The 18,680-nt window shown below is 39.3% G+C and carries 20 protein-coding genes; 7 read left to right on the forward strand and 13 right to left on the reverse strand.

Annotated features, from left to right (window positions below):
• Positions 1 to 62: 62 nt before the first annotated feature.
• Positions 63 to 557 (reverse strand): YwgA family protein, encoded by a 495-nt coding sequence (locus GS400_RS18425; protein WP_160104187.1) that lies wholly within the window; start codon positions 555 to 557, stop codon positions 63 to 65.
• 13 nt (positions 558 to 570) lie between these two features.
• Positions 571 to 1,866 carry an HD domain-containing protein gene (locus GS400_RS18430; RefSeq protein WP_160104188.1) on the reverse strand — a complete coding sequence of 432 codons (1,296 nt, stop codon included), beginning with the start codon at positions 1,864 to 1,866 and terminating at the stop codon, positions 571 to 573.
• A 380-nt stretch (positions 1,867 to 2,246) separates the two neighbouring features.
• Between GS400_RS18430 and GS400_RS18435 the strand changes: the two genes are divergently transcribed.
• Positions 2,247 to 3,077, forward strand: coding sequence for an octanoyl-[GcvH]:protein N-octanoyltransferase (locus GS400_RS18435; protein ID WP_160104189.1), 831 nt, complete (start codon positions 2,247 to 2,249; stop codon positions 3,075 to 3,077).
• Here GS400_RS18435 and GS400_RS18440 read toward each other — a convergent pair.
• Both GS400_RS18440 and pta read right to left on the reverse strand, forming a co-directional pair.
• The gene (locus tag GS400_RS18440) at positions 2,976 to 3,482 is read right to left on the reverse strand and encodes a hypothetical protein (protein ID WP_160104190.1); all 507 of its coding nucleotides are present in this window, start codon (positions 3,480 to 3,482) and stop codon (positions 2,976 to 2,978) included. The genes GS400_RS18435 and GS400_RS18440 overlap by 102 nt on opposite strands.
• A gap of 171 nt (positions 3,483 to 3,653) precedes the next feature.
• Positions 3,654 to 4,625 (reverse strand): phosphate acetyltransferase, encoded by a 972-nt coding sequence (gene pta, locus GS400_RS18445; protein WP_160104191.1) that lies wholly within the window; start codon positions 4,623 to 4,625, stop codon positions 3,654 to 3,656.
• 235 nt (positions 4,626 to 4,860) lie between these two features.
• Here pta and hemQ point away from each other — a divergent pair, with 235 nt between their 5' ends.
• The 3 genes from hemQ to GS400_RS18460 all read left to right on the forward strand — a co-directional run bounded on the left by hemQ (position 4,861) and on the right by GS400_RS18460 (position 6,848).
• On the forward strand, positions 4,861 to 5,604 hold the full coding sequence (gene hemQ, locus GS400_RS18450) for a hydrogen peroxide-dependent heme synthase (RefSeq protein WP_027447924.1): 744 nt from the start codon (positions 4,861 to 4,863) through the stop codon (positions 5,602 to 5,604).
• A gap of 357 nt (positions 5,605 to 5,961) precedes the next feature.
• A complete protein-coding gene (gerQ, locus tag GS400_RS18455) occupies positions 5,962 to 6,477 on the forward strand; it encodes a spore coat protein GerQ (RefSeq protein WP_370519715.1) in 516 nt (171 codons plus the stop codon).
• Between the two features lie 122 nt (positions 6,478 to 6,599).
• Positions 6,600 to 6,848: a hypothetical protein gene (locus GS400_RS18460; RefSeq protein ID WP_160104192.1), complete on the forward strand. Its 249-nt coding sequence runs from the start codon at positions 6,600 to 6,602 to the stop codon at positions 6,846 to 6,848.
• On the opposite strand, the gene GS400_RS18465 is transcribed toward GS400_RS18460, so the two are convergent.
• Positions 6,845 to 7,213, reverse strand: a complete 369-nt coding sequence (locus GS400_RS18465; RefSeq protein WP_027447926.1) for a DUF423 domain-containing protein — start codon at positions 7,211 to 7,213, stop codon at positions 6,845 to 6,847. The two genes, GS400_RS18460 and GS400_RS18465, sit on opposite strands and share 4 nt — an antisense overlap.
• A 27-nt stretch (positions 7,214 to 7,240) precedes the next feature.
• On the reverse strand, positions 7,241 to 7,543 hold the full coding sequence (locus tag GS400_RS18470; RefSeq protein ID WP_160104193.1) for a DUF5327 family protein: 303 nt from the start codon (positions 7,541 to 7,543) through the stop codon (positions 7,241 to 7,243).
• Between the two features lie 229 nt (positions 7,544 to 7,772).
• Here GS400_RS18470 and GS400_RS18475 point away from each other — a divergent pair, with 229 nt between their 5' ends.
• Positions 7,773 to 8,702 carry a M23 family metallopeptidase gene (locus GS400_RS18475; RefSeq protein WP_160104194.1) on the forward strand — a complete coding sequence of 310 codons (930 nt, stop codon included), beginning with the start codon at positions 7,773 to 7,775 and terminating at the stop codon, positions 8,700 to 8,702.
• A gap of 27 nt (positions 8,703 to 8,729) precedes the next feature.
• The gene (locus GS400_RS18480; RefSeq protein ID WP_160104195.1) at positions 8,730 to 9,137 is read left to right on the forward strand and encodes a bactofilin family protein; all 408 of its coding nucleotides are present in this window, start codon (positions 8,730 to 8,732) and stop codon (positions 9,135 to 9,137) included.
• A gap of 365 nt (positions 9,138 to 9,502) precedes the next feature.
• Here the strand turns inward: GS400_RS18480 and GS400_RS18485 are convergent, their stop codons facing one another.
• Both GS400_RS18485 and GS400_RS18490 read right to left on the reverse strand, forming a co-directional pair.
• Positions 9,503 to 9,949 carry a GNAT family N-acetyltransferase gene (locus tag GS400_RS18485; protein ID WP_160104196.1) on the reverse strand — a complete coding sequence of 149 codons (447 nt, stop codon included), beginning with the start codon at positions 9,947 to 9,949 and terminating at the stop codon, positions 9,503 to 9,505.
• Entirely contained in the window at positions 9,950 to 11,287 is a 1,338-nt protein-coding gene (locus GS400_RS18490) for a sodium-dependent transporter (protein ID WP_160104197.1), read from the reverse strand.
• A gap of 497 nt (positions 11,288 to 11,784) precedes the next feature.
• On the opposite strand from GS400_RS18490, the gene GS400_RS18495 reads away from it, so the two are divergent.
• Positions 11,785 to 12,543 (forward strand): YwaF family protein, encoded by a 759-nt coding sequence (locus GS400_RS18495; protein WP_160104198.1) that lies wholly within the window; start codon positions 11,785 to 11,787, stop codon positions 12,541 to 12,543.
• A 61-nt stretch (positions 12,544 to 12,604) separates the two neighbouring features.
• Here GS400_RS18495 and GS400_RS18500 read toward each other — a convergent pair whose 3' ends face one another.
• The 5 genes from GS400_RS18500 to GS400_RS20365 all read right to left on the reverse strand — a co-directional run bounded on the left by GS400_RS18500 (position 12,605) and on the right by GS400_RS20365 (position 18,654).
• Positions 12,605 to 13,879 (reverse strand): ammonium transporter, encoded by a 1,275-nt coding sequence (locus tag GS400_RS18500; protein WP_160104200.1) that lies wholly within the window; start codon positions 13,877 to 13,879, stop codon positions 12,605 to 12,607.
• A gap of 126 nt (positions 13,880 to 14,005) precedes the next feature.
• Entirely contained in the window at positions 14,006 to 15,340 is a 1,335-nt protein-coding gene (locus GS400_RS18505) for an FAD-dependent oxidoreductase (protein ID WP_160104202.1), read from the reverse strand.
• 166 nt (positions 15,341 to 15,506) lie between these two features.
• Positions 15,507 to 16,919 (reverse strand): Na+/H+ antiporter NhaC family protein, encoded by a 1,413-nt coding sequence (locus GS400_RS18510; RefSeq protein WP_160104203.1) that lies wholly within the window; start codon positions 16,917 to 16,919, stop codon positions 15,507 to 15,509.
• Positions 16,920 to 17,685: 766 nt separating this feature from the next.
• Positions 17,686 to 18,399: a toast rack family protein gene (locus GS400_RS18515; protein ID WP_160104205.1), complete on the reverse strand. Its 714-nt coding sequence runs from the start codon at positions 18,397 to 18,399 to the stop codon at positions 17,686 to 17,688.
• A 126-nt stretch (positions 18,400 to 18,525) separates the two neighbouring features.
• A complete protein-coding gene (locus GS400_RS20365; RefSeq protein WP_255454150.1) occupies positions 18,526 to 18,654 on the reverse strand; it encodes a hypothetical protein in 129 nt (42 codons plus the stop codon).
• Positions 18,655 to 18,680 lie beyond the last annotated feature (26 nt).

The raw sequence follows: 18,680 nt of genomic DNA on the forward strand, positions 1-18,680 counted from the left end.
AAACACAAAAAAATAAGGTTGCTAAACTAGTACTTAGTCTTAGCAACCCTTCCATAACCCAATTAGTGTTTTATTTTCTCTATAAACTCCGAAGCTTCTTTTATTTCTTCATCCGTATAATTTAAGCTACTTTTTACGGTCTTCACTTTTTCTAGCATTTCCTCTTTCGGAAACGTATCAAAATACATCATAGTCGATACAAGTTCTAGAAAACGAGAACTATACCCATTCATTTGTTCAATAAGCTCTTTCATAGGAGGCAACTCTAAATTGTAATGCTCTAGAAACTCTTCTCCATCACCTGTAAGTTCATAACGGTATTGATGATAGCCACTCTTTTTCTCCCAAGTTTCCTGTAAAAAACCTAAATTACACAACTCTTCAACTCTAAGCGTCAGTTCTTCTGAATAAGGTCCATAGAAATGAAATTGATAGCGTTCTTCAAAAGGATATCCACATTTTTTAAGGATATATATCATCTTTTGAAGCTTTTTACGTCCAATAACCTCTTCACATTCTGAAAAGAACGTTACCAACTTGGCATGATCCGTCAACAAAACCCTTCATCTCCTATCCGTACAAAATTTCCAAAATGCGCTTCTTTGTCTTACTTCGGTTCGATAACCCTTCCACTAAATCACGTGGAAAATATAATTTATGATCTGTTCGCTTTTTCCCTGATATCGCTTCGACAATATCCGATTGTCTTGAGAGCTCTTTTAACTCTCCATTTGGCATTAACAAATGAATGGGTAAACGTTCTCCATCTTCTCCTGGTCGATAAAAGTCATAAGGTAAGTCCGACGAGGAGTCTACTACAAGATAATAATCAGGATCAATACCTGCTTTTTGGAAAAGTTGATGAAGTTCCATCCACTCGCTCATTTGTTGGTTTGGATTAAATTCTACATACTTAAATAAATGACGATCCACAAACCGATTACATAAATCTCTTAAGATCGGATCCTCTTCCTCTTTCCATATTTGAAAATAATACATGGTAATTGATTCATCTAACTTCAAATAATCATCTAAGTCGACTTCACCTGAGAAGAAAGAACGAAAGTGAACAGGCTCTAGTGAAAAGGTATAATTGCTTTCATAAAGCTCTTTTGCTCTATGTAAAATCTTCGTCAAAATCACTTCTGCACTGCGAGTCACAGGATGAAAATAAACTTGCCAATACATTTGATAGCGACTCATGATGTAATCTTCTACGGCATGCATACCACTTTCTTTTACGACCACTTGATCTTCCATAGGCCGCATGACTCGAAGAATACGCTCCATATCAAAATGACCATAACTAACACCTGTGAAATAAGCATCGCGCTGCAGGTAATCCATTCGGTCTGCATCAATTTGGCTTGAAATCAAACTTACGACTAGCTTATTCTCATACGTTTTGTTAATCACATCCGCAACCTTTTGCGGAAAGCCTTTATCAACTCGACTCAGAACATGATTTACACTTGTATTCCCTAAAATGATTTTTCGGGTAAAATCTTCATGATCTAACTTAAAGACTTTCTCAAATGAATGCGAGAATGGACCATGTCCTAAATCATGTAATAAAGCTGCACTTAAGCATAAAAGACGCTCTTCATCATCCCAATGTGGCCGATCCTTGAAATTCTCAATAATACGTCGAACAATTTCATATACACCTAAGGAATGATTAAAACGACTATGTTCTGCTCCGTGAAAGGTTAAATAAGAAGTCCCTAGCTGTTTGACACGCCTTAAACGCTGGAATTCTGGTGTACCTATTAAGTCCCAAATCACCCGATCCCGAACATGGATGTACCTGTGAACAGGATCTTTGAATACCTTCTCTTCATTTAACTTTTCGTCTTTATAAGCCATATCTACTGCCCTTCCTAATCCGACCAATATTTGTTCTATTATATACTAATTTTTCCACAGAACAAAACAAAAATGACATTCCTTTTGCAAAAAATGACACTGTGGTTTCCTACAATCTTACCGTTCATACCGTTTTCTAGCTTCTCTATTATTGATTAAGAAGAATGCTATAATCTTTTCCCTATTTTAATCTAAAATTAATCTTAAAAAAACACCTTGACATTTTGTATAGGCAGCTTGATATTTTGAATGACTAGGGTTTAGCAGAAATAAAAAATTTATAGATTAAACCTGTATAGATTTCATTTAATGGAAAGGTGCATAAGGGGCTATTTCTGATATAATTACGTTTGTAGTAATGATGATAAAGGAGAACGCTCATGCAAGACTTACATGATTTACTTCAACCTAATACTTATAGATTTATCGACCAGAGTGAATTAGGACCGACCTTTTCTGCAATGCAGTCCTTCGCAACAGATGACGCCTTATCGATGTCGGTTGGACAAGGTTCATCACCTACTGTCGCACGTTTGTGGGTTCATCATAAAACTGTTGTTTTAGGAATTCCTGATGCTAAGCTTCCCCATATAGATGAGGGGTTACAGTACCTTTATGACCAAGGATATAAAGCTATTGTACGTAACTCAGGTGGTTTAGCTGTCGTTCTGGATCAGGGAGTTTTGAATTTATCTTTTGTTTTTCCTGATTCAAAGGAAGTGGATATCCATGAAGGGTACGACGCAATGGTGCAATTTATCCAACGCTTATTTCAGGAGGAAGGTTACCCCATTGAGGCGTTCGAAATTACTGGATCGTATTGTCCTGGAACATATGATCTGAGTATAAATGGGAAGAAATTTGCGGGTATTTCACAGCGACGTGTGAAGAATGGATCTGCTGTTCAAATCTATTTATGTGTTGAAGGTAGTGGATCTGAACGAGCGGCTCTTATTGAACAGTTTTATGAAAGAGCGATTCAAGGTGAAGAGACGCGGTTCACTTATCCTGTAATAAAACCTGAAACCATGGCTTCGCTTTCTGAGTTATTTCAAAAAGAACTTACTGTCCAAGATGTGCGAAATCGCATTTTGTTTTTATTAAATAAATTAAGCAATCGAATTATTACTGATCCTCTGAATGATGAGGAGATGGAATGGTTTGAAAAACGTTTTGACCAAATGATTCAGCGGAATGAAAAAGCACTTTAGAAACTTTAGAATGCATATTGAAAAGAGCTTGGGTACCCAAGCGATTCCGTCGCTTACCCGAGCGATTCCGTCGCTTACCCGAGCGATTCCGTCGCCTACCCAAGCGATTCCGTCGCCTACCCGAGCGATTCCGTCGCTTACCCGAGCGATTCCGTCGCCTACCCGAGCGATTCCGTCGCCTACCCGAGCGATTCCGTCGCCTACCCAAGCGATTCCGTCGCCTACCCGAGCGATTCCGTCGCCTACCCGAGCGATTCCGTCGCTTACCCGAGCGATTCCGTCGCTTACCCGAGCGATTCCGTCGCCTACCCGAGCGATTCCGTCACCTACCTGAGCGATTCCGTCGCCTACCCGAGCGATTCCGTCGCCTACCCGAGGGATTACTGTCCCTTCCCAAGAGAACACAGCCCGCCGAACTGCATAAACATAACAGAACCACCTCGCACCAGTTTATTCAAGATAACTGCCATTTAACGGAATAACCACACCACATCGTACGAAAAAAAGCACATGTGATCTCTACAATCACATGTGCTTTAAAATAAGCCATTAACTATTGCTCAGATTTGTTCTACCTTACAAAGACTGCGCTGCAGTGATTAAGGAAAGTTTGTAAACATCATCTGCGCTGCAACCACGGGATAGGTCGTTGACTGGTGCGTTAAGTCCTTGTAGAACTGGACCTACTGCATCAAAACCACCTAGGCGTTGAGCAATTTTATAGCCAATGTTTCCCGCTTCAAGGCTTGGGAATACAAATACGTTTGCATCGCCCTGAATTAGAGAATTAGGAGCTTTTTTCTCAGCAACAGATGGGACAAATGCTGCATCGAATTGGAACTCACCATCAACCGTAAGTTCTGGATTCTGTTCTTTTGCAATATTTACTGCTTCTGTCACTTTTTCTGTTTCTGGCGAGTGAGCAGAACCTTTCGTTGAGAAGCTTAGCATAGCAACTCTTGGGTCGATATCGAAAAGCTTCGCTGTTTCTGCACTAGCACCTGCAATTTCAGCAAGGTCTTGACTGTCAGGAGAAATGTTAATCGCACAATCTGCAAAAGCGTATTTCTCGTCATCACGCACCATGATAAAAATGCCTGATGTTTTCTTAATGCCAGGCTTTGTTTTAATGATTTGTAGCGCTGGACGTACAGTATCTGCTGTAGAATGCGCAGCGCCGCTTACAAGACCATCAGCTTTGCCCATATACACAAGCATTGTACCGAAGTAGTTTTCATCTAGTAAGATCTCACGCGCTTTTTCTTCAGTTACTTTACCTTTACGACGTTCAACAAAGCTTTGGACCATCGCATCAAAATCTTCATAATTCGCCGGATCTACAATGTCACTTTTTTCAATATTCAAGCTTAATTCAGATGCTTTCTGTTTCACTTCATCTTTATTCCCGACTAGTACAGGTGTAACAATTCCCTCTTCACCTAATTTACTTGCCGCTTCTAAAATACGATCATCTTTCCCTTCTGGAAGCACGACATGCTTATCGGAACCAGATAATTTATCTCTTAAAGAATCGAATAGATTACTCATATTATAGATCCCTCCATCACTAATCTGTTATATATGATAAATCTTTTTGTGTTCAAACGAAAGTGATGGCAATGGAAAGTGGAAAATGTTTTTATTTTCAAACGATTCATTACCATTCTATATGTTCATCTTGACGTACCTTCACTCTCACTTTTAAGCGTTTCCTAATTCCGTAAAAGTTATGTTATAGTTAAAGCGAATGAGTGATTATTTTGACGTAAAGGAGCGACGAAATATGCCAGAAGCAGTAGAAACGTTAGATGGCTGGTATTGCCTCCACGACTTACGCTCAATTAACTGGACAGCTTGGAAAAAAGCGACAAGTGATGAACGTGAGTCAGCCATCTATGAATTTAACCAACTTTTAGAAAAGTGGAATCAAACTGAGAAAAATAAAGAAGGTAGCCATGCCTTATATACAATCGTCGGTCAGAAAGCCGATCTGATTATGATGATTTTACGTCCAACGATGGATGAACTAAATGAAATTGAAACGGAGTTCAATAAAACAAAGCTTGCTGAATTTACAGTTCCTACTTACTCTTATGTATCTGTTGTGGAGCTCTCCACTTATATGGCAAGAGGAAAAGATCCCGAGACAGATCCAGAACTTCAAGCTCGCTTGAAACCCATCCTGCCAAAATGGGAATACATTTGCTTCTATCCAATGGACAAGCGTCGTGAAGGAAACGACAATTGGTACATGCTCCCTATGGAAGAACGCGGGAAACTTATGTATTCTCACGGCATGATCGGTCGTAAGTATGCTGGGAAGGTTCGTCAGATTATCACAGGATCTGTTGGCTTTGATGATTGGGAATGGGGCGTAACTCTATTCGCTCACGACGTACTTCAATTCAAAAAGCTTGTATATGAAATGCGTTTTGATGAAGTAAGTGCACGTTATGGCGAATTCGGATCTTTCTATGTTGGTAATCGACTTAAAGAAGAAGAAATTCCTCAATTTCTTCATGTATAGTATTTTAAAGTAAGGTGCTTGAACTTCATGTTCAAGCACCTTTTTTACTCCCCATTTCTCTTCTATTCTCTAATATTTTTTCATATCTCCATAACTCTCCACATATACATTTTTCTAAGAGGATTGTGAGTATGACCCTAAAAGGAACACTCCTTTTTTTAGGTCATATGCTGAATGTTGGGAAGAAAAACTTCTCAGAACAAGTTCACAATGTTTTTTAAAGCCTGAGAGGATATTGTCGTGCTTTCTCAGTAAGACAATACAACGAAGGGTGGTTTAAGTCAGATTGGTTCTGCAATCTACTACAATCCGAATATCCAAAGGGCTTTTTAACTATGGAAAGGAGTGTATGACAGCATGAGTAATTCAAAACAAGGGGGATCGTACGGGTACGGTCAAGGAGGTTATCCAATGTACCCTCAGCAAGGTCAAGGAACAGGTCAACCAATGATGTATCCTTACCAAATGGGACAACAGATGCCTCAACAGCAGATGCCACAGCAACAAGGTGGTCAGCAAAGCGGTTTACAAGTACCTCCCATGCAAAGCGCACAAAGTCCGGGGTACACAGACTTCCCTGGCATGTTGCCTGAAGAAGAATCATACATTGAAAACATTTTACGCCTGAATAAAGGCAAACAAGCGACCATTTATATGACATTTGAAAACAATGATGAATGGAACGCCAAAGTTTTCAAAGGTATCATTGAAGCTGCCGGTCGTGACCACATCATTATCAGCGATCCTGACACAGGAATGCGCTACTTGTTATTAATGGTTTACCTTGATTACATTACATTCCCAGAAGAGATCAATTACGCTTATCCATACGGAGGCAACACAACGAATATAACGAATGGTAACCAGCGTTAGAAACGTTGACCAAACCTACTTTGCAATAAAAAAGGTACCGTGCCCCGCCTGTTCTTGTTGATCAAACTTCAACAACATATAGGCTGAACACGGTACCATTAACATATAAAGGAGTTAAGCTTATGCAGCATCCCTCTTTAAAGTTCGTAAAACTACAATTTATCATGATGGGACTGGCTCTTTTTTGTGGAATCATAGGCTTAGTAAATGATGGATTTTCATTTTTTATTTTACTTATGTTTTACACCTTGTCTTTAAGCTTCCTGTTTGAAGGATTAGCTCATCTCACCAGACAAGATATGGGTGTGTTTTTACAACAAATGATCCGCGCCATCATCATTATTTTATTTTCGACAATCTTATATTTCTAGAGAAACTTCATCACTGCATAACCAAGGATTACCCAACCAATTAAAAAGGACACGCCTCCTAATGGAGTAATCATGGCAAAGGTTTTAATTCCTGAGATACTATAAATATACAGACTACCTGAAAACAGTAAAATACCCACAAAGAAGAACCAACCAGATGTTGCAATATTACCACCAGTCATTCTTCCCATTAATACCCCAACAATTAAAAGGGCCATCGTATGGAACATTTGATAATTCACTGCCTTCTCCCATGTTGCCAAGGCCTTTTCGGATATCTTTCCTTCTAGTCCATGAGCTCCAAATGCTCCTAAAGCTACTGCTAGAAAACCATTAATAATACCAAGTAGTAAAAACAATTTCATCTTTATTCTCCTCCCCTAACTATGCAATTAAAAGTCGAACAAGGACTCCCCATTTGCTTCTTCATGATCGATTTCTTGTTTTGGCTTAGGAGCTGGTGTAGGTGTCTCTGCCCCCTGTGGTTGAGAAGTCGATGCAAATGATGATTGATTGGTCACAACGCTAGATTGCATCATTTTTGGTGTAACCGAATCATCATCTAATATTAAATCTCCTAACAACTTCACCGCTCGAACATGTTCTTTCACTTTATCGGGTTGTTCTTGCTGAAGATTTGCCTCTTGTATTTCTTTCATCATTTTTTTTAATATTTGATCATATGAAACCGACATTATGATCCTCCTTCAATCTCTTACCTAATTGGAACTTTCTCTTTCCGTTAAAAAGTATATCATGAATGCCCCCTCCAACAACATTTCACATTTATTATCATTACTGGAAAATAAGTCTTTTTATGTAGGTAATTTATACTATTTTAAGAAAAAACCAAAGGATTTAATAAAATTTTGTCGAAAAAAGATTAGGTCAAACCACGATATTAACAAGCTGGAGGACTAGATCTTGAAACGACTCTTAAAATACCTTACAGGCTCATGGACGTTTATGGTGATGTCTAACGCACAAAAACGTGTTTTCTCCATTAAAATCCCAAGAGCTATCGGATATCTATTCACTTTATTCATACTATCACTCGGGACAGCGTTATTTTTTACATATCAGCAAGCAAATTCCCTTGAAACAAACAGTCAAACTTTATCCAATCAATTAATGGATAAACAAGAGGAACTGAAAACCCTACAATCAAAATACCAAACGCTCTTATCAAATGCGAACCAGACAAAGCAAAAAATCGATAAGCTGGTAACCCTACAGCAAGAAATGAATCAATTAGTATCTAATGACAATCAATTACATAAGGGTAAGGGCGGAGATAACTTAAACATACAGCAACTTAATTATTCTTCAGATGAACAATCAAAGAAAAGCGAAAAGGTTGAGGATCTTCAAACCATTCAACAAAGTATCCCTACACTTGTAAATGAATATAAAGAGACTGTTACAGAATTAAAAAGCGTACAAAAAGAATTAGCTAGATTACCTTCTATCTGGCCAACAAGTGCACGAGAAATTACTTCAAAGTTCGGCGGCAGAAGTGACCCCTTTACGAAATCTATTTCTCATCATAAAGGCCTCGATATTGCCGGTCCTTACCGCACAGAGATTTACGCCACGGCAGATGGTCTCGTAAAAGAAGCAGGACGGAACGGAGGATATGGAAACTTTATTTCTATTAAGCACTCCTCGGAATATACCACCCAATATGCACACTTGGATGAAATTTTTGTAGAGCCAGGTGAGAAGGTAAAAAAAGGAGATAAGATTGGAGCCATGGGCACGACCGGAAGAAGTACAGGCGTCCACCTCCATTATGAAATTTTGATAAACGGTAAACATGTAAACCCTTTACCCTATGTCCTTGTAGGGCAATAAAATATTTAAAAAGTAGGTGCACCTTAGATGTTAAACAAAAAGAAACCTCAAGTAGATTCTGTTGATACAATCATTGGAGCAGACACCGTTTTTGAAGGTAAAATTACCTCGAAGACAAGCTTACGCGTTGAAGGAACCTTGGATGGTGAAGTACACCTAGAGGGTGATCTCACTGTAGGTACAGACGGAAGAGTCACTCATGATGTACAAGCTCGTAATGTTACATTAGCCGGTCATCTTAGCGGCAACCTCACCGTTTCAGAAAAATTACACATCCTTTCCTCAGGTCATTTTGAAGGCAAAGCTCGAATAGGAGCACTCATCATCGAGGATGGCGCTGTATTTGATGGGGAAAGCCAGATGAATAAAGAGAAAACACAACAGAATCAGTCTGATGAAACAAAAGAAGCTCAACCCAAAAAACAAAAAGCTTAATCCTTAAGGATTAAGCTTTTTTACTTTGTAAGAAATTATAAAGTTTATGGCTTGTGTATAACTCATTAATCAGAGCGGGGCCTAGTCCAGCTCCAGCGCCCAGCAACGAAGGGACTTCCCTCGCCTCCGTACAATAAGTCAACATCGATTCGTTCCACTCACCGTGTTTCCTTTACACGTTTGTGACATGAAATTTTAACAAAGAAGATACTCGATGCAGTTGAAATTTCTAGGTGAAAGTACCACGGCAACTAAGCTTCTGCCTATACCTGACGGCTTGCCAGTCAGCAAGTTTTGTTAATCGTACTACGGGCTCAGTCCAGTCCCTTCGTTGCTAAATGGGCGCGCTTACGCTTTTGCGCCGTTCACTTTTCTTTTCTGAGTTTCACAAGCCAAATGCCCTCTTCTGTTTCTGCATAGGCCACGGCTTCAAAACCATGTTTTTCATATAATCGTACAGCTGGGATATTATCCTTACCAGTCATAATTTCAAGAGGATACATGGCTCGTTCTTCAAAATATTTAAGCATTGATGTGCCAATCCCTTTCCTTAAATGATCTGGATCCACACCTAAACGCGTAATGAGATAACCCTCACCTAATTCTTCATATGAAGCAAACCCGTATACCTTCTCCTCAGAAACGTATCCAATAAAGTGCTCCTCGCTGTTTTTAAGCTCTACATCCCCATCATTGAAAGGAGGTAGAGAAGTAACCCCTAGTATATCCGCTTCCAATTGATAGCTACGTTGTTGAAGGTTGCCTATCAATTGAGCTACAGCAGGGTCATGATGATTTAATAATTTAATCATTTAGCCTATAATCCCTATCGACTGTAGGAAAATTAAAACGATAAAGATCGGCGCAAGAAACTTCACAACACTTAGCCATACGTATCGTAAGCCAAGATTCGTCATATCACTTGCACTAAACGCCTCTTTGCTAGACCATTGCCAACCAACAAATAACGCGATCGTTAATCCACCTAATGGTAATAAGATGTTTGATGCTACATAATCCATTGAATCTAAGATACCAAGTTCTCCAATAGGTGTAACACCTGACCAAACACCAAAGCCAAGGGATACAACTACACCAAGGATATACATGATTACACCAATAAAAATACTAGAAAAGCGTCTGGACCATTTAAACCTTCTCATAAAGTATGCTACTGGGACTTCTAATATTGAAATAGCTGATGACAATGCTGCAATGGATAGTAAGAAGAAGAATAGCAACCCTACTATAGATCCAAATGGCATCTGTGCAAAGATCCCAGGTAATGTGATAAACACAAGCGGCGGACCTGAGCTTGCACTAATGTCAAATGCATAAACTGCCGGAAAGATCACAACACCTGCAACAATAGCAAATACAGTATCCATTAAGCCTATACCTACAGTTGCTGATGGGAGAGATTCACTTTTCGGCAAATAACTTCCATACGTCATCATCGCGCCCATACCTAAACTAAGGGAAAAGAACGCCTGTCCAAGGGCTGCTAAAATAACACCACTATCAATTTTAGCCCAATTCGGTTGGAACAGAAAACGAAGTCCTTCTCCGGCTCCTTCTAAGGTCACACTATAAGCCGCCAACAATACTAATAAAACAGCTAATGTAGGCATGAAAACCTTACTTGACTTTTCAATCCCTTTTTTAATTCCTGTTAAAACAACCAATATGGTTAGTACCATAAACAATCCATGCCAAAATAGCGGCGTAGTCGGATTTGATATCAGCCCTTCAAACGTTGCTCCATAACCTGCATCTGGTATCGTCCAAAATGATCCATTTATATAATTCCAAAAGTAGTATAACGACCAGCCTGCTACAACGCTATAAAACCCTAAAATCAAAAACGCACTAGCAATCCCCATAAAACCTGCTAAGTACCAAGGTTTATTCGGTGCTAACTCTTTATAAGAGCCAACAACGTCACTTTGAGCTTGCCTTCCAATACTAAATTCAGCTAGAAGGACAGGGATTCCAATTAATAACACAAAACCAAGGTATAGGATCAAAAACGCTCCTCCACCATTTTCACCAGCTACATATGAAAAGCGCCATATATTTCCTAAACCGACAGCCGATCCCATGGCTGCTAGCATAAATCCAAGTTTTGATGCCCATTTTTCTCTTGCCATTCTTGTTGTCTCCCTTCAATATTTGGTTTAGAAATAATGATTTACTATATCATAGATCACCATTAATGACGATATATTTTCTGAAATTTCAATTTGTTTACAGTTCTTTTGGCAGCATTTTGGAGCTAAAACTTAGTGTTTGTAAAATAGAAAAGATCATTACACGAAATTGTATAATGATCTTTAAAGTTTAACATCAAATGATGATATCGATTGTTTTTTAGGCGGCTTAGAAGGCTTATTGGATTCAAAAGCCAAACAAGGAGACCCAGAAGACTTGAGAACCAAAGCGGAAGGAAGCTCTTTTGTTTTAAATCCATACACTTTACAGCCTCTTGGAAATTGAGGGTTCCAGGTTGTATAGAAGTGTTTGCATTGAAAACAGTTGATTTTCTTCAAATTCTTAACCTCCCTCAAATAAAATTCATAACGATCTAAACAATCAGAATATGGTAAAATAAGTGTGGTTGATCAATGGAATTAAGTGGGTGACATTTATGGAACGATGGTTCGGAAAAACAACCTACCAACCGTTTGAAGCATTTTCAACAAGCCATATAACGGTTCTGGTCTTTTTTGGTATCGGATTCCTTTACCTTATATTAAATTATAAAAGACTTCAAAAACAATCCACTCTCTACCAAATCACAAGGTGGATATTATTTAGTATATTATTGATCTCAGAAATCACCTATCAAGCGTGGGCTATTACCAATAATGTCTGGAGCTTTAGTGAACACATCCCATTACATTTATGCGGTATAGCTTCTATTATAGCTATGTTTGCCCTTTGGAGCAGAAATGAAAAACTGATTAAAATCAATTTTTTCATAGGCATTATCCCAGCATTTTTAGCCCTTATTACACCCGAGCTCATCAATGACTACCCTCATTATCGCTTTTGGAAGTTTTTCATGCATCACATGTCGATCACCTGGGCGAGTTTGTTTCTCGTTCTAACATCATCTGCTGTCATCAAATTCCGAACACTCTTAAAAACGTTCGGCATTTTAAACTTGTACGCAGTAGTCGTTTTCTTTATTAATAAACAAATAGGATCGAACTACTTGTATTTATCACACACTCCTACGGCAAGCACTCCATTAGATTTATTAGGAGATGGGGGTTGGTATTATGTTCATTTAGAAATGTTAACTTTCGGTGTCTTTTTGATTTTGTGGATTATTTATAAAGGGGTCTCATATACTTTTAATAACGTAAACCTTTATAACAAGGAGAGCTCTCTAAATTCTTAATGTTAACTTTCCTTACATAATAAAATCCGAGCATTCTTCAATGCCCGGATTTTTCAATTCATTAGCTAGTTTTCCTATGTTTTTGAGATTGTCCTCCAAACACTTCAGGGTAACCATAACTACCATGCTCACTGAGATCTAAGCCCTGTAGTTCTTCACCTTTACTTACACGCATTCCACCTAATCCTTTATGGATCACGTATAAGAAGATGTAAGAAACAACAAAAGCATACGCCCCACTAGCTGTAACCCCTAATAATTGCACTCCTAGTTGAGTGAAGCCTCCACCATAGAACAAGCCTGGTAAACCACCGTTCATTGCAGCTAACTCCGGAGTTGCGAAAAAGCCTGTGGATAGAGTCCCCCATATCCCTGCAACACCATGGACAGATAGTGCATAAATAGGATCGTCAATTTTTCTCTTTTCGAAAAACTCCATACTATAATGCACGATTACACCTGCGATTCCTCCAATTAAAACAGCTGCCCAAGGTGCCACAAAAGCACAAGAAGCAGTAATGGCAACAAGCCCCGCCAATGCACCATTCAATATTGTTGATACGCGAGCTTTCCCAGTTACCACAACCGTAACGAACATGGCCGCTACTGCGCCAGCCGCTGCTGCTAAGTTTGTATTTAACGCCACATATCCGAAGAATGCTCCATCAACTGAAACAGTACTTCCTGCATTAAAACCAAACCAACCTACCCATAACAATAAAACTGCAAGAGATGTATAAACCTGATTATGCCCTTCAATTTCATTTACACTGCCATCTTGATTGTATTTGCCGATACGGGGCTTCAAAATCATCGTCGCCGCAAGAGCAGCCATCGCTCCTGTTAAGTGGACCACAGTAGACCCAGCAAAGTCTTGCTTTCCGTGATCTGACAACCATCCGCCGCCCCATATCCAATGAGCTACGACCGGATAAATGAAGACCGAAAACAGAATGGCAAACCACACATACGAAGAAAGTTTAGCTCTTTCCGCAAAACCTCCGAATGCAATAGTAATCGCAATTCCAGCGAAAGCAAGCTGGAATAAAAAGAACACAGATTCAGCTAAATCTGAACTGGGATCGATTCCACCACTATAGAAAAACTTCGATAACCCTACAAAAGCATTCCCTTCACCAAATATCATTCCATAACCTACAGCCCAGAACATTAGTGATGCAATCCCAAATGTTAATATTGTTTTTGCCGCAATATGTCCTGCATTCTTCATTCTTGTTGATCCTGCTTCTAACAGGATAAATCCGCCTACCATCAAGATCACCAATACCGTCGCAAGCATCGTCCAAACACTATTCATTAATCCAATTTCACTCATAAAAATCATCTCCTCACAATTAATGTTATGTTTCCTCACATAATGTATGAGTATTATTTTACAAGTTATCTGAAAATTGTCAATAAAAAATGCTCACTCTTTTTTTGAGTGAGCATCAAAATTTATCTATTTCGCTTTTTTAGCTGCTTGTTGCAAAGGATCCCATACACTGTTATATGGTGGAGCATAAGAGAGGTCTAGATCAAGTAGATCGTTCATTTCCATGGAATGATATAAAGCGGTAGAGAGCACATCAATCCGTTTGTCTACCCCTTCTCTGCCGATAATTTGGCCACCTAAAATACGATTAGTTTTCGCATGATACAAGATTTTCAACGTCATTTTACCTTCTTTTGAGTAATAACCCGCCGCATGTGTAGAATTGATCTTCACCGATTTATGAGGAATTTTTAAGGAATCCGCTTCTTTTTCTGACAAACCCGTTCTCCCTAAAGTAAGGTCAAAAAATTTAATAATGGATGTTCCAACAATACCTTTAAAAGTTGTAGGAATATCAACCATATTCATGCCAGCGATTGCCCCTTGCTTATTTGCATGTGTTCCTAGTGGAATAAAATCTTCTTTTTGCTTGATTCGATGAAACTGTGTAGCACAATCTCCTGCTGCATAAATATCTTTTATATTTGTTTCCATATAGGCATTAACGTTAATGGCTCCTTTGAGAGTGGTGTACACCCCTGTACCTTCAAGGAATTTGGTATTAGGTGTAACGCCTACCGCTACAAGCACTAAGTCAGCTTCATGTTCACTATGGTCAGTCACCACACATGACACTTTACCTTCTTCTCCTTTAAATCCTTCTACCGACTCACCAAAGGCGATTGAAACGTTTTGTTTATAAGCTTCTTCATGAATGAGGTCTGCCATATCTTCATCAAAAATCTTTGCAAGCTGTTCACCACGTTCAATCATTTTAACTTCCTTGCCAACAGCAGCAAAGCTTTCAGCCATCTCAAGCCCTATATATCCTCCGCCTATAATCGATACTTTTTGAACATCTTTTTGCATATAGTCTAGAATTTCATGCACGTCAGGGATCGTTTTCAAACTGAAAATCCCATCAAGCTCTAATCCTTCCCATGGGGGACAAACAGGACTTGCCCCTGAAGCTACAAGCAAACGATCATAACTTTCTTCAAAAGTTCCTCCTGATCGTAAATCCTTACCTTTGACAACTTTTTTATTACAATCCACTTCAGTCACTTCATGTAATGTATTCGTTTTAATCCCGTACTTTTCTTGAAACGTTTCCGGAGTTCTGGCAATTAAATCATCTGAAGATTCAACATCTCCACTGACAACGTAAGGTAACCCACATTGACCATAGGAGTACGTCTCTCCTTTTTCAAATGTAACGATTTCATTTCCTTCACTGTTTCGAACAATCTGCATAGCTGCACTCATGCCAGCCGCATCTCCTCCAATAATGACATATTTCAAAGTGATCACCTCTCTATGTATGTTGGTCTTAATGGATATTCCCGTTTTTTCTATAATTTATGTGTTGACCCCTTCATCCTATTTCAATTTAAGTTCTTTTAATAAAAAGTCCCCGGTTTTAAAGGTATTCCAAAACCGAGGATTTTAGGGGGAAGTATTCTACCCATCAAAAAAAGAAAGGTAATACAAAGTAAAGGGCAGATGCTACACCAGCAGCGATTAGAGCTGGCTTTAATTTAAATTTTGCATATTTAACCGGATTTAAATTGAGGATGCCTGCAGTTGTATTCGTATTATCACTTAGGGGAGATGAAAAAGCTCCAAACGTCCCACTCGCAAACACAGCTCCAATTACAATAGGTAACGAACTCCCGGAAACACTTGCTATCGAAATTCCAACAGGCATTAAGATCCCCCATGTTCCCCATGATGACCCAATGAAATAGGACAATCCACAACCAATTAAAAAGACAAGGACAGCTACAAATGATGCAGGTATCCATTTCAAGGAAGAAGAGATCGTATCCGCAAATCCAAGCACCTCTGACCCCTGACTGAGTCCCCAAACCATAGCCAGCAGTAAAATGACATTCATCATTTCATTCCCACCGATTACAAGGTCATTCATTTGTTTACGTAAAGGCATTGCTCTTACTTTTAGGTAAAGGACAAATCCAATTATTGTAACGACAACAGCTAATACCATCGCGTCTAATACATTTGCATTAATCAACGCTTGTAATCCCTCTTTATCTTTCTTTACACCTAAGGCATACATCAATACAAATGTAAAAACAATGACGCTTAGTAACGGAACAATAAGATGCCATGCATTTGAAGGTAAATCTTTGGCAACTGCCGGGTGACAATCCTCCCACTGATCATCATCATCTTTACCTTGTGAGTTTGTTCCATCTTCAGCATCCGTTGCTTTCTTTTTACTCTTGTGGAAGAAACTAAGGTAAAATCCAATCAACAGCATAGATATAGCGAAAAAGTTAAAGGGGATGCTTTGTAAAAATAGCATATAAGAATCGCCCTCTAAGTTGGATTGGTTCAATGAGAGTTGAATGACAGAAGACATGTATCCTACAAACGCTGTTGCTACCGGAATGAGTACGATAAAAGGTGAAGCAGTAGTCTCGATAACAAATCCTAGTTCTTGCTTCGTCATGGGGATTTTCCTCCGCATTGCTTTCATAACAGGACCAATTGTAACGATACGAAAGCTCGGTGCACTAAAAGTCCCGAGTGCGGAAATCCACGTTAGTGTAAAAGCACCCTTTTTTCCTTGGATTTTGTTTGTAGCTTGTTCTACAAATCCTTTGATTCCACCAGAGGTACGAATTAATCCGATCAATCCGGAGAAAGCGTAAAGGAAGATGATGATTTTTAAATTGTTTTTATCTGTAAGTCCTTCTACGATAAATCCAAGAGCCGCTGTCATACCGCCTAACCAGTCAGGCTCTGCAAGATACCCTGCTACAATTACTGCAAATAGCAAACTCGGTACGACTTGTTTCGTCCAAATGGCTGCTATAACAACCACTATAAATGGAATAATGGATAACCAGTTCATCTCACATGCCCTCATTTCTCATAATCTCCTCTTAGCATGTGAAAAAAGTAACTGTTTTATGAAAAGTAACTGGGTAAGGTGCTTGGAGTTTTGTATGAGTTACTCAGCAATCTGGCAGGATTGTTGAAGACTTGAAACTGAGAGGAGTCCGTTGCTGTTGGGTAATTTGTTACGGTCAGTGAAACGGCAAGCCTGTTGTTGCCCCACACGACGTGGGGTAGTTCTACGTTGCCACATGATGTGGCGGTTTTAGTAGAACCTCCATTGTATAGCCTCCTCGTTCCTGCGGGGTCTCGTCTTGCCTTTGCTACCACGACAGTTTGCCGTTTCCTTCCCTCCACGCGATTATGGAAACTAACGGACCATAATTTGGCTATCCCACCTCATGTTGGTTGGAAATCATATTCAGAGAAGTTGTTCAGAGCCTTGTCATGATAGGGTTATACTACCTGGAATCAGAACACCTCATCCCAAAACTAAGGCGGTTCCGTTAATCTCCATTCGGCTAAGGTGGGCTGTGGAACGGGTTGACTCCTCCGGTAGAAAGGGCGAGCGAGATCCCGCAGGAACGAAGTGACGAGGAAGCTCGATCGGTCTTCCGGGGAAAGCAACCCGTTCCACAGCCCGCCGATCTGCACAAAAGCAACGGAACCATACGCACATTATCTCGAAACCAAGTCTTCCAGATAAGGAGGCGATTGTGGAAGAATTTTAAAACAAAAAAATCCAGGGAAGGTCCCCAGACTAATTTACATAGAAATACAATTTATTCAGTTATCCAATCAATGCTACCTACACCTAATGAGATGCTAAAGTCAAAGTAAGGTTCATCCTTCTCAAAGGTTTTTGTTGTGAATTGTTCATTCCCTATAGACACCATGTTATTTCTTCCGGAAAATGATCCAATTCCTTTCGAGCACTTTACTTTTGCAGGTAGGTCTTCAGATAAGCGAATATCCATGCTTCCCACACCACTTTCAAACTCTACTGGAACTCTAGCGTGTTTTGGTGATTGTTTTGTAAAGTCAATATCGCATGAGCCTACTCCTGAGTGGATTTCTAAGCCAGCTAAATCAATTTCTCCAAAGTCTAACTCATTTGAACCAGCACCTAGATTTAATTTGAGTGATGTTGGAATTTCAGTAGGTAAATAAATCGTCCACTTTTGTTTTGCATTCTTCCAGGTACCTGTATGCGACTGCTGTGATAACTTAAGTTTACCTTGATCTCCTATTTTGTTGAACTCAATATTGGGCATCGTCTTTCTATATTCACAAATGACTTTTACTTCATCTACATCATCATTTTGCTGTTTAATGATTAAACTTCCTGCACCAAGATCTCCTTTTACGTTCAATGCGTTAAGTTCTTGTACAGAGAAATCCTTTTCGAACTTTTCCCAGATTCCTGAAGAATCCTCCTCAGTGAATTCATCTTTAAACTTCACTAGTTTTTTAAATACGTTGTTCAAATTGCCCATGCTATCGGCTCCCTTTTTCGTTTGATTGTACTTTTATTATAGAGGGAATTGATAAGAACGGCTATTGACTCTAGGATGGTTCTTTCTCAGTCTCAGGTCGGATTTAAAAAAGAAAGAGCGTCCATATTAAAATGAACGCTCTTCCTTCTGATACTTTTCATACATCCAACGTGTGAACTCCCATTCCCTTTCTGTTAAGGAACGTAATAACCTGTTTTCTAAACAGGTTACAAAATCTTGAAATGTCATCATCATAAGGGATTCACCCTCCTGGCATTCTT

It is taken from the genome of Pontibacillus sp. HMF3514, assembly GCF_009858175.1.
Lineage (GTDB): Bacteria > Bacillota > Bacilli > Bacillales > BH030062 > Pontibacillus.

What these genes read in the sequence shown, in the direction of transcription:
- hemQ (WP_027447924.1), top strand. Translation starts at nt 4,861, where the DNA reads ATGCCAGAAGCAGTAGAAACGTTAGATGGCTGGTATTGCCTCCACGAC.
- GS400_RS18435 (WP_160104189.1), top strand. Translation starts at nt 2,247, where the DNA reads ATGCAAGACTTACATGATTTACTTCAACCTAATACTTATAGATTTATC.
- GS400_RS18500 (WP_160104200.1), bottom strand. Translation starts at nt 13,879, where the DNA reads ATGAGTGAAATTGGATTAATGAATAGTGTTTGGACGATGCTTGCGACG.
- GS400_RS18460 (WP_160104192.1), top strand. Translation starts at nt 6,600, where the DNA reads ATGCAGCATCCCTCTTTAAAGTTCGTAAAACTACAATTTATCATGATG.
- GS400_RS18490 (WP_160104197.1), bottom strand. Translation starts at nt 11,287, where the DNA reads ATGGCAAGAGAAAAATGGGCATCAAAACTTGGATTTATGCTAGCAGCC.
- GS400_RS18510 (WP_160104203.1), bottom strand. Translation starts at nt 16,919, where the DNA reads ATGAACTGGTTATCCATTATTCCATTTATAGTGGTTGTTATAGCAGCC.
- GS400_RS18495 (WP_160104198.1), top strand. Translation starts at nt 11,785, where the DNA reads ATGGAACGATGGTTCGGAAAAACAACCTACCAACCGTTTGAAGCATTT.
- GS400_RS18480 (WP_160104195.1), top strand. Translation starts at nt 8,730, where the DNA reads ATGTTAAACAAAAAGAAACCTCAAGTAGATTCTGTTGATACAATCATT.
- gerQ (WP_370519715.1), top strand. Translation starts at nt 5,962, where the DNA reads ATGAGTAATTCAAAACAAGGGGGATCGTACGGGTACGGTCAAGGAGGT.
- GS400_RS18470 (WP_160104193.1), bottom strand. Translation starts at nt 7,543, where the DNA reads ATGTCGGTTTCATATGATCAAATATTAAAAAAAATGATGAAAGAAATA.
- GS400_RS18465 (WP_027447926.1), bottom strand. Translation starts at nt 7,213, where the DNA reads ATGAAATTGTTTTTACTACTTGGTATTATTAATGGTTTTCTAGCAGTA.
- GS400_RS20365 (WP_255454150.1), bottom strand. Translation starts at nt 18,654, where the DNA reads ATGATGATGACATTTCAAGATTTTGTAACCTGTTTAGAAAACAGGTTA.
- GS400_RS18515 (WP_160104205.1), bottom strand. Translation starts at nt 18,399, where the DNA reads ATGGGCAATTTGAACAACGTATTTAAAAAACTAGTGAAGTTTAAAGAT.
- GS400_RS18430 (WP_160104188.1), bottom strand. Translation starts at nt 1,866, where the DNA reads ATGGCTTATAAAGACGAAAAGTTAAATGAAGAGAAGGTATTCAAAGAT.
- GS400_RS18485 (WP_160104196.1), bottom strand. Translation starts at nt 9,949, where the DNA reads ATGATTAAATTATTAAATCATCATGACCCTGCTGTAGCTCAATTGATA.
- pta (WP_160104191.1), bottom strand. Translation starts at nt 4,625, where the DNA reads ATGAGTAATCTATTCGATTCTTTAAGAGATAAATTATCTGGTTCCGAT.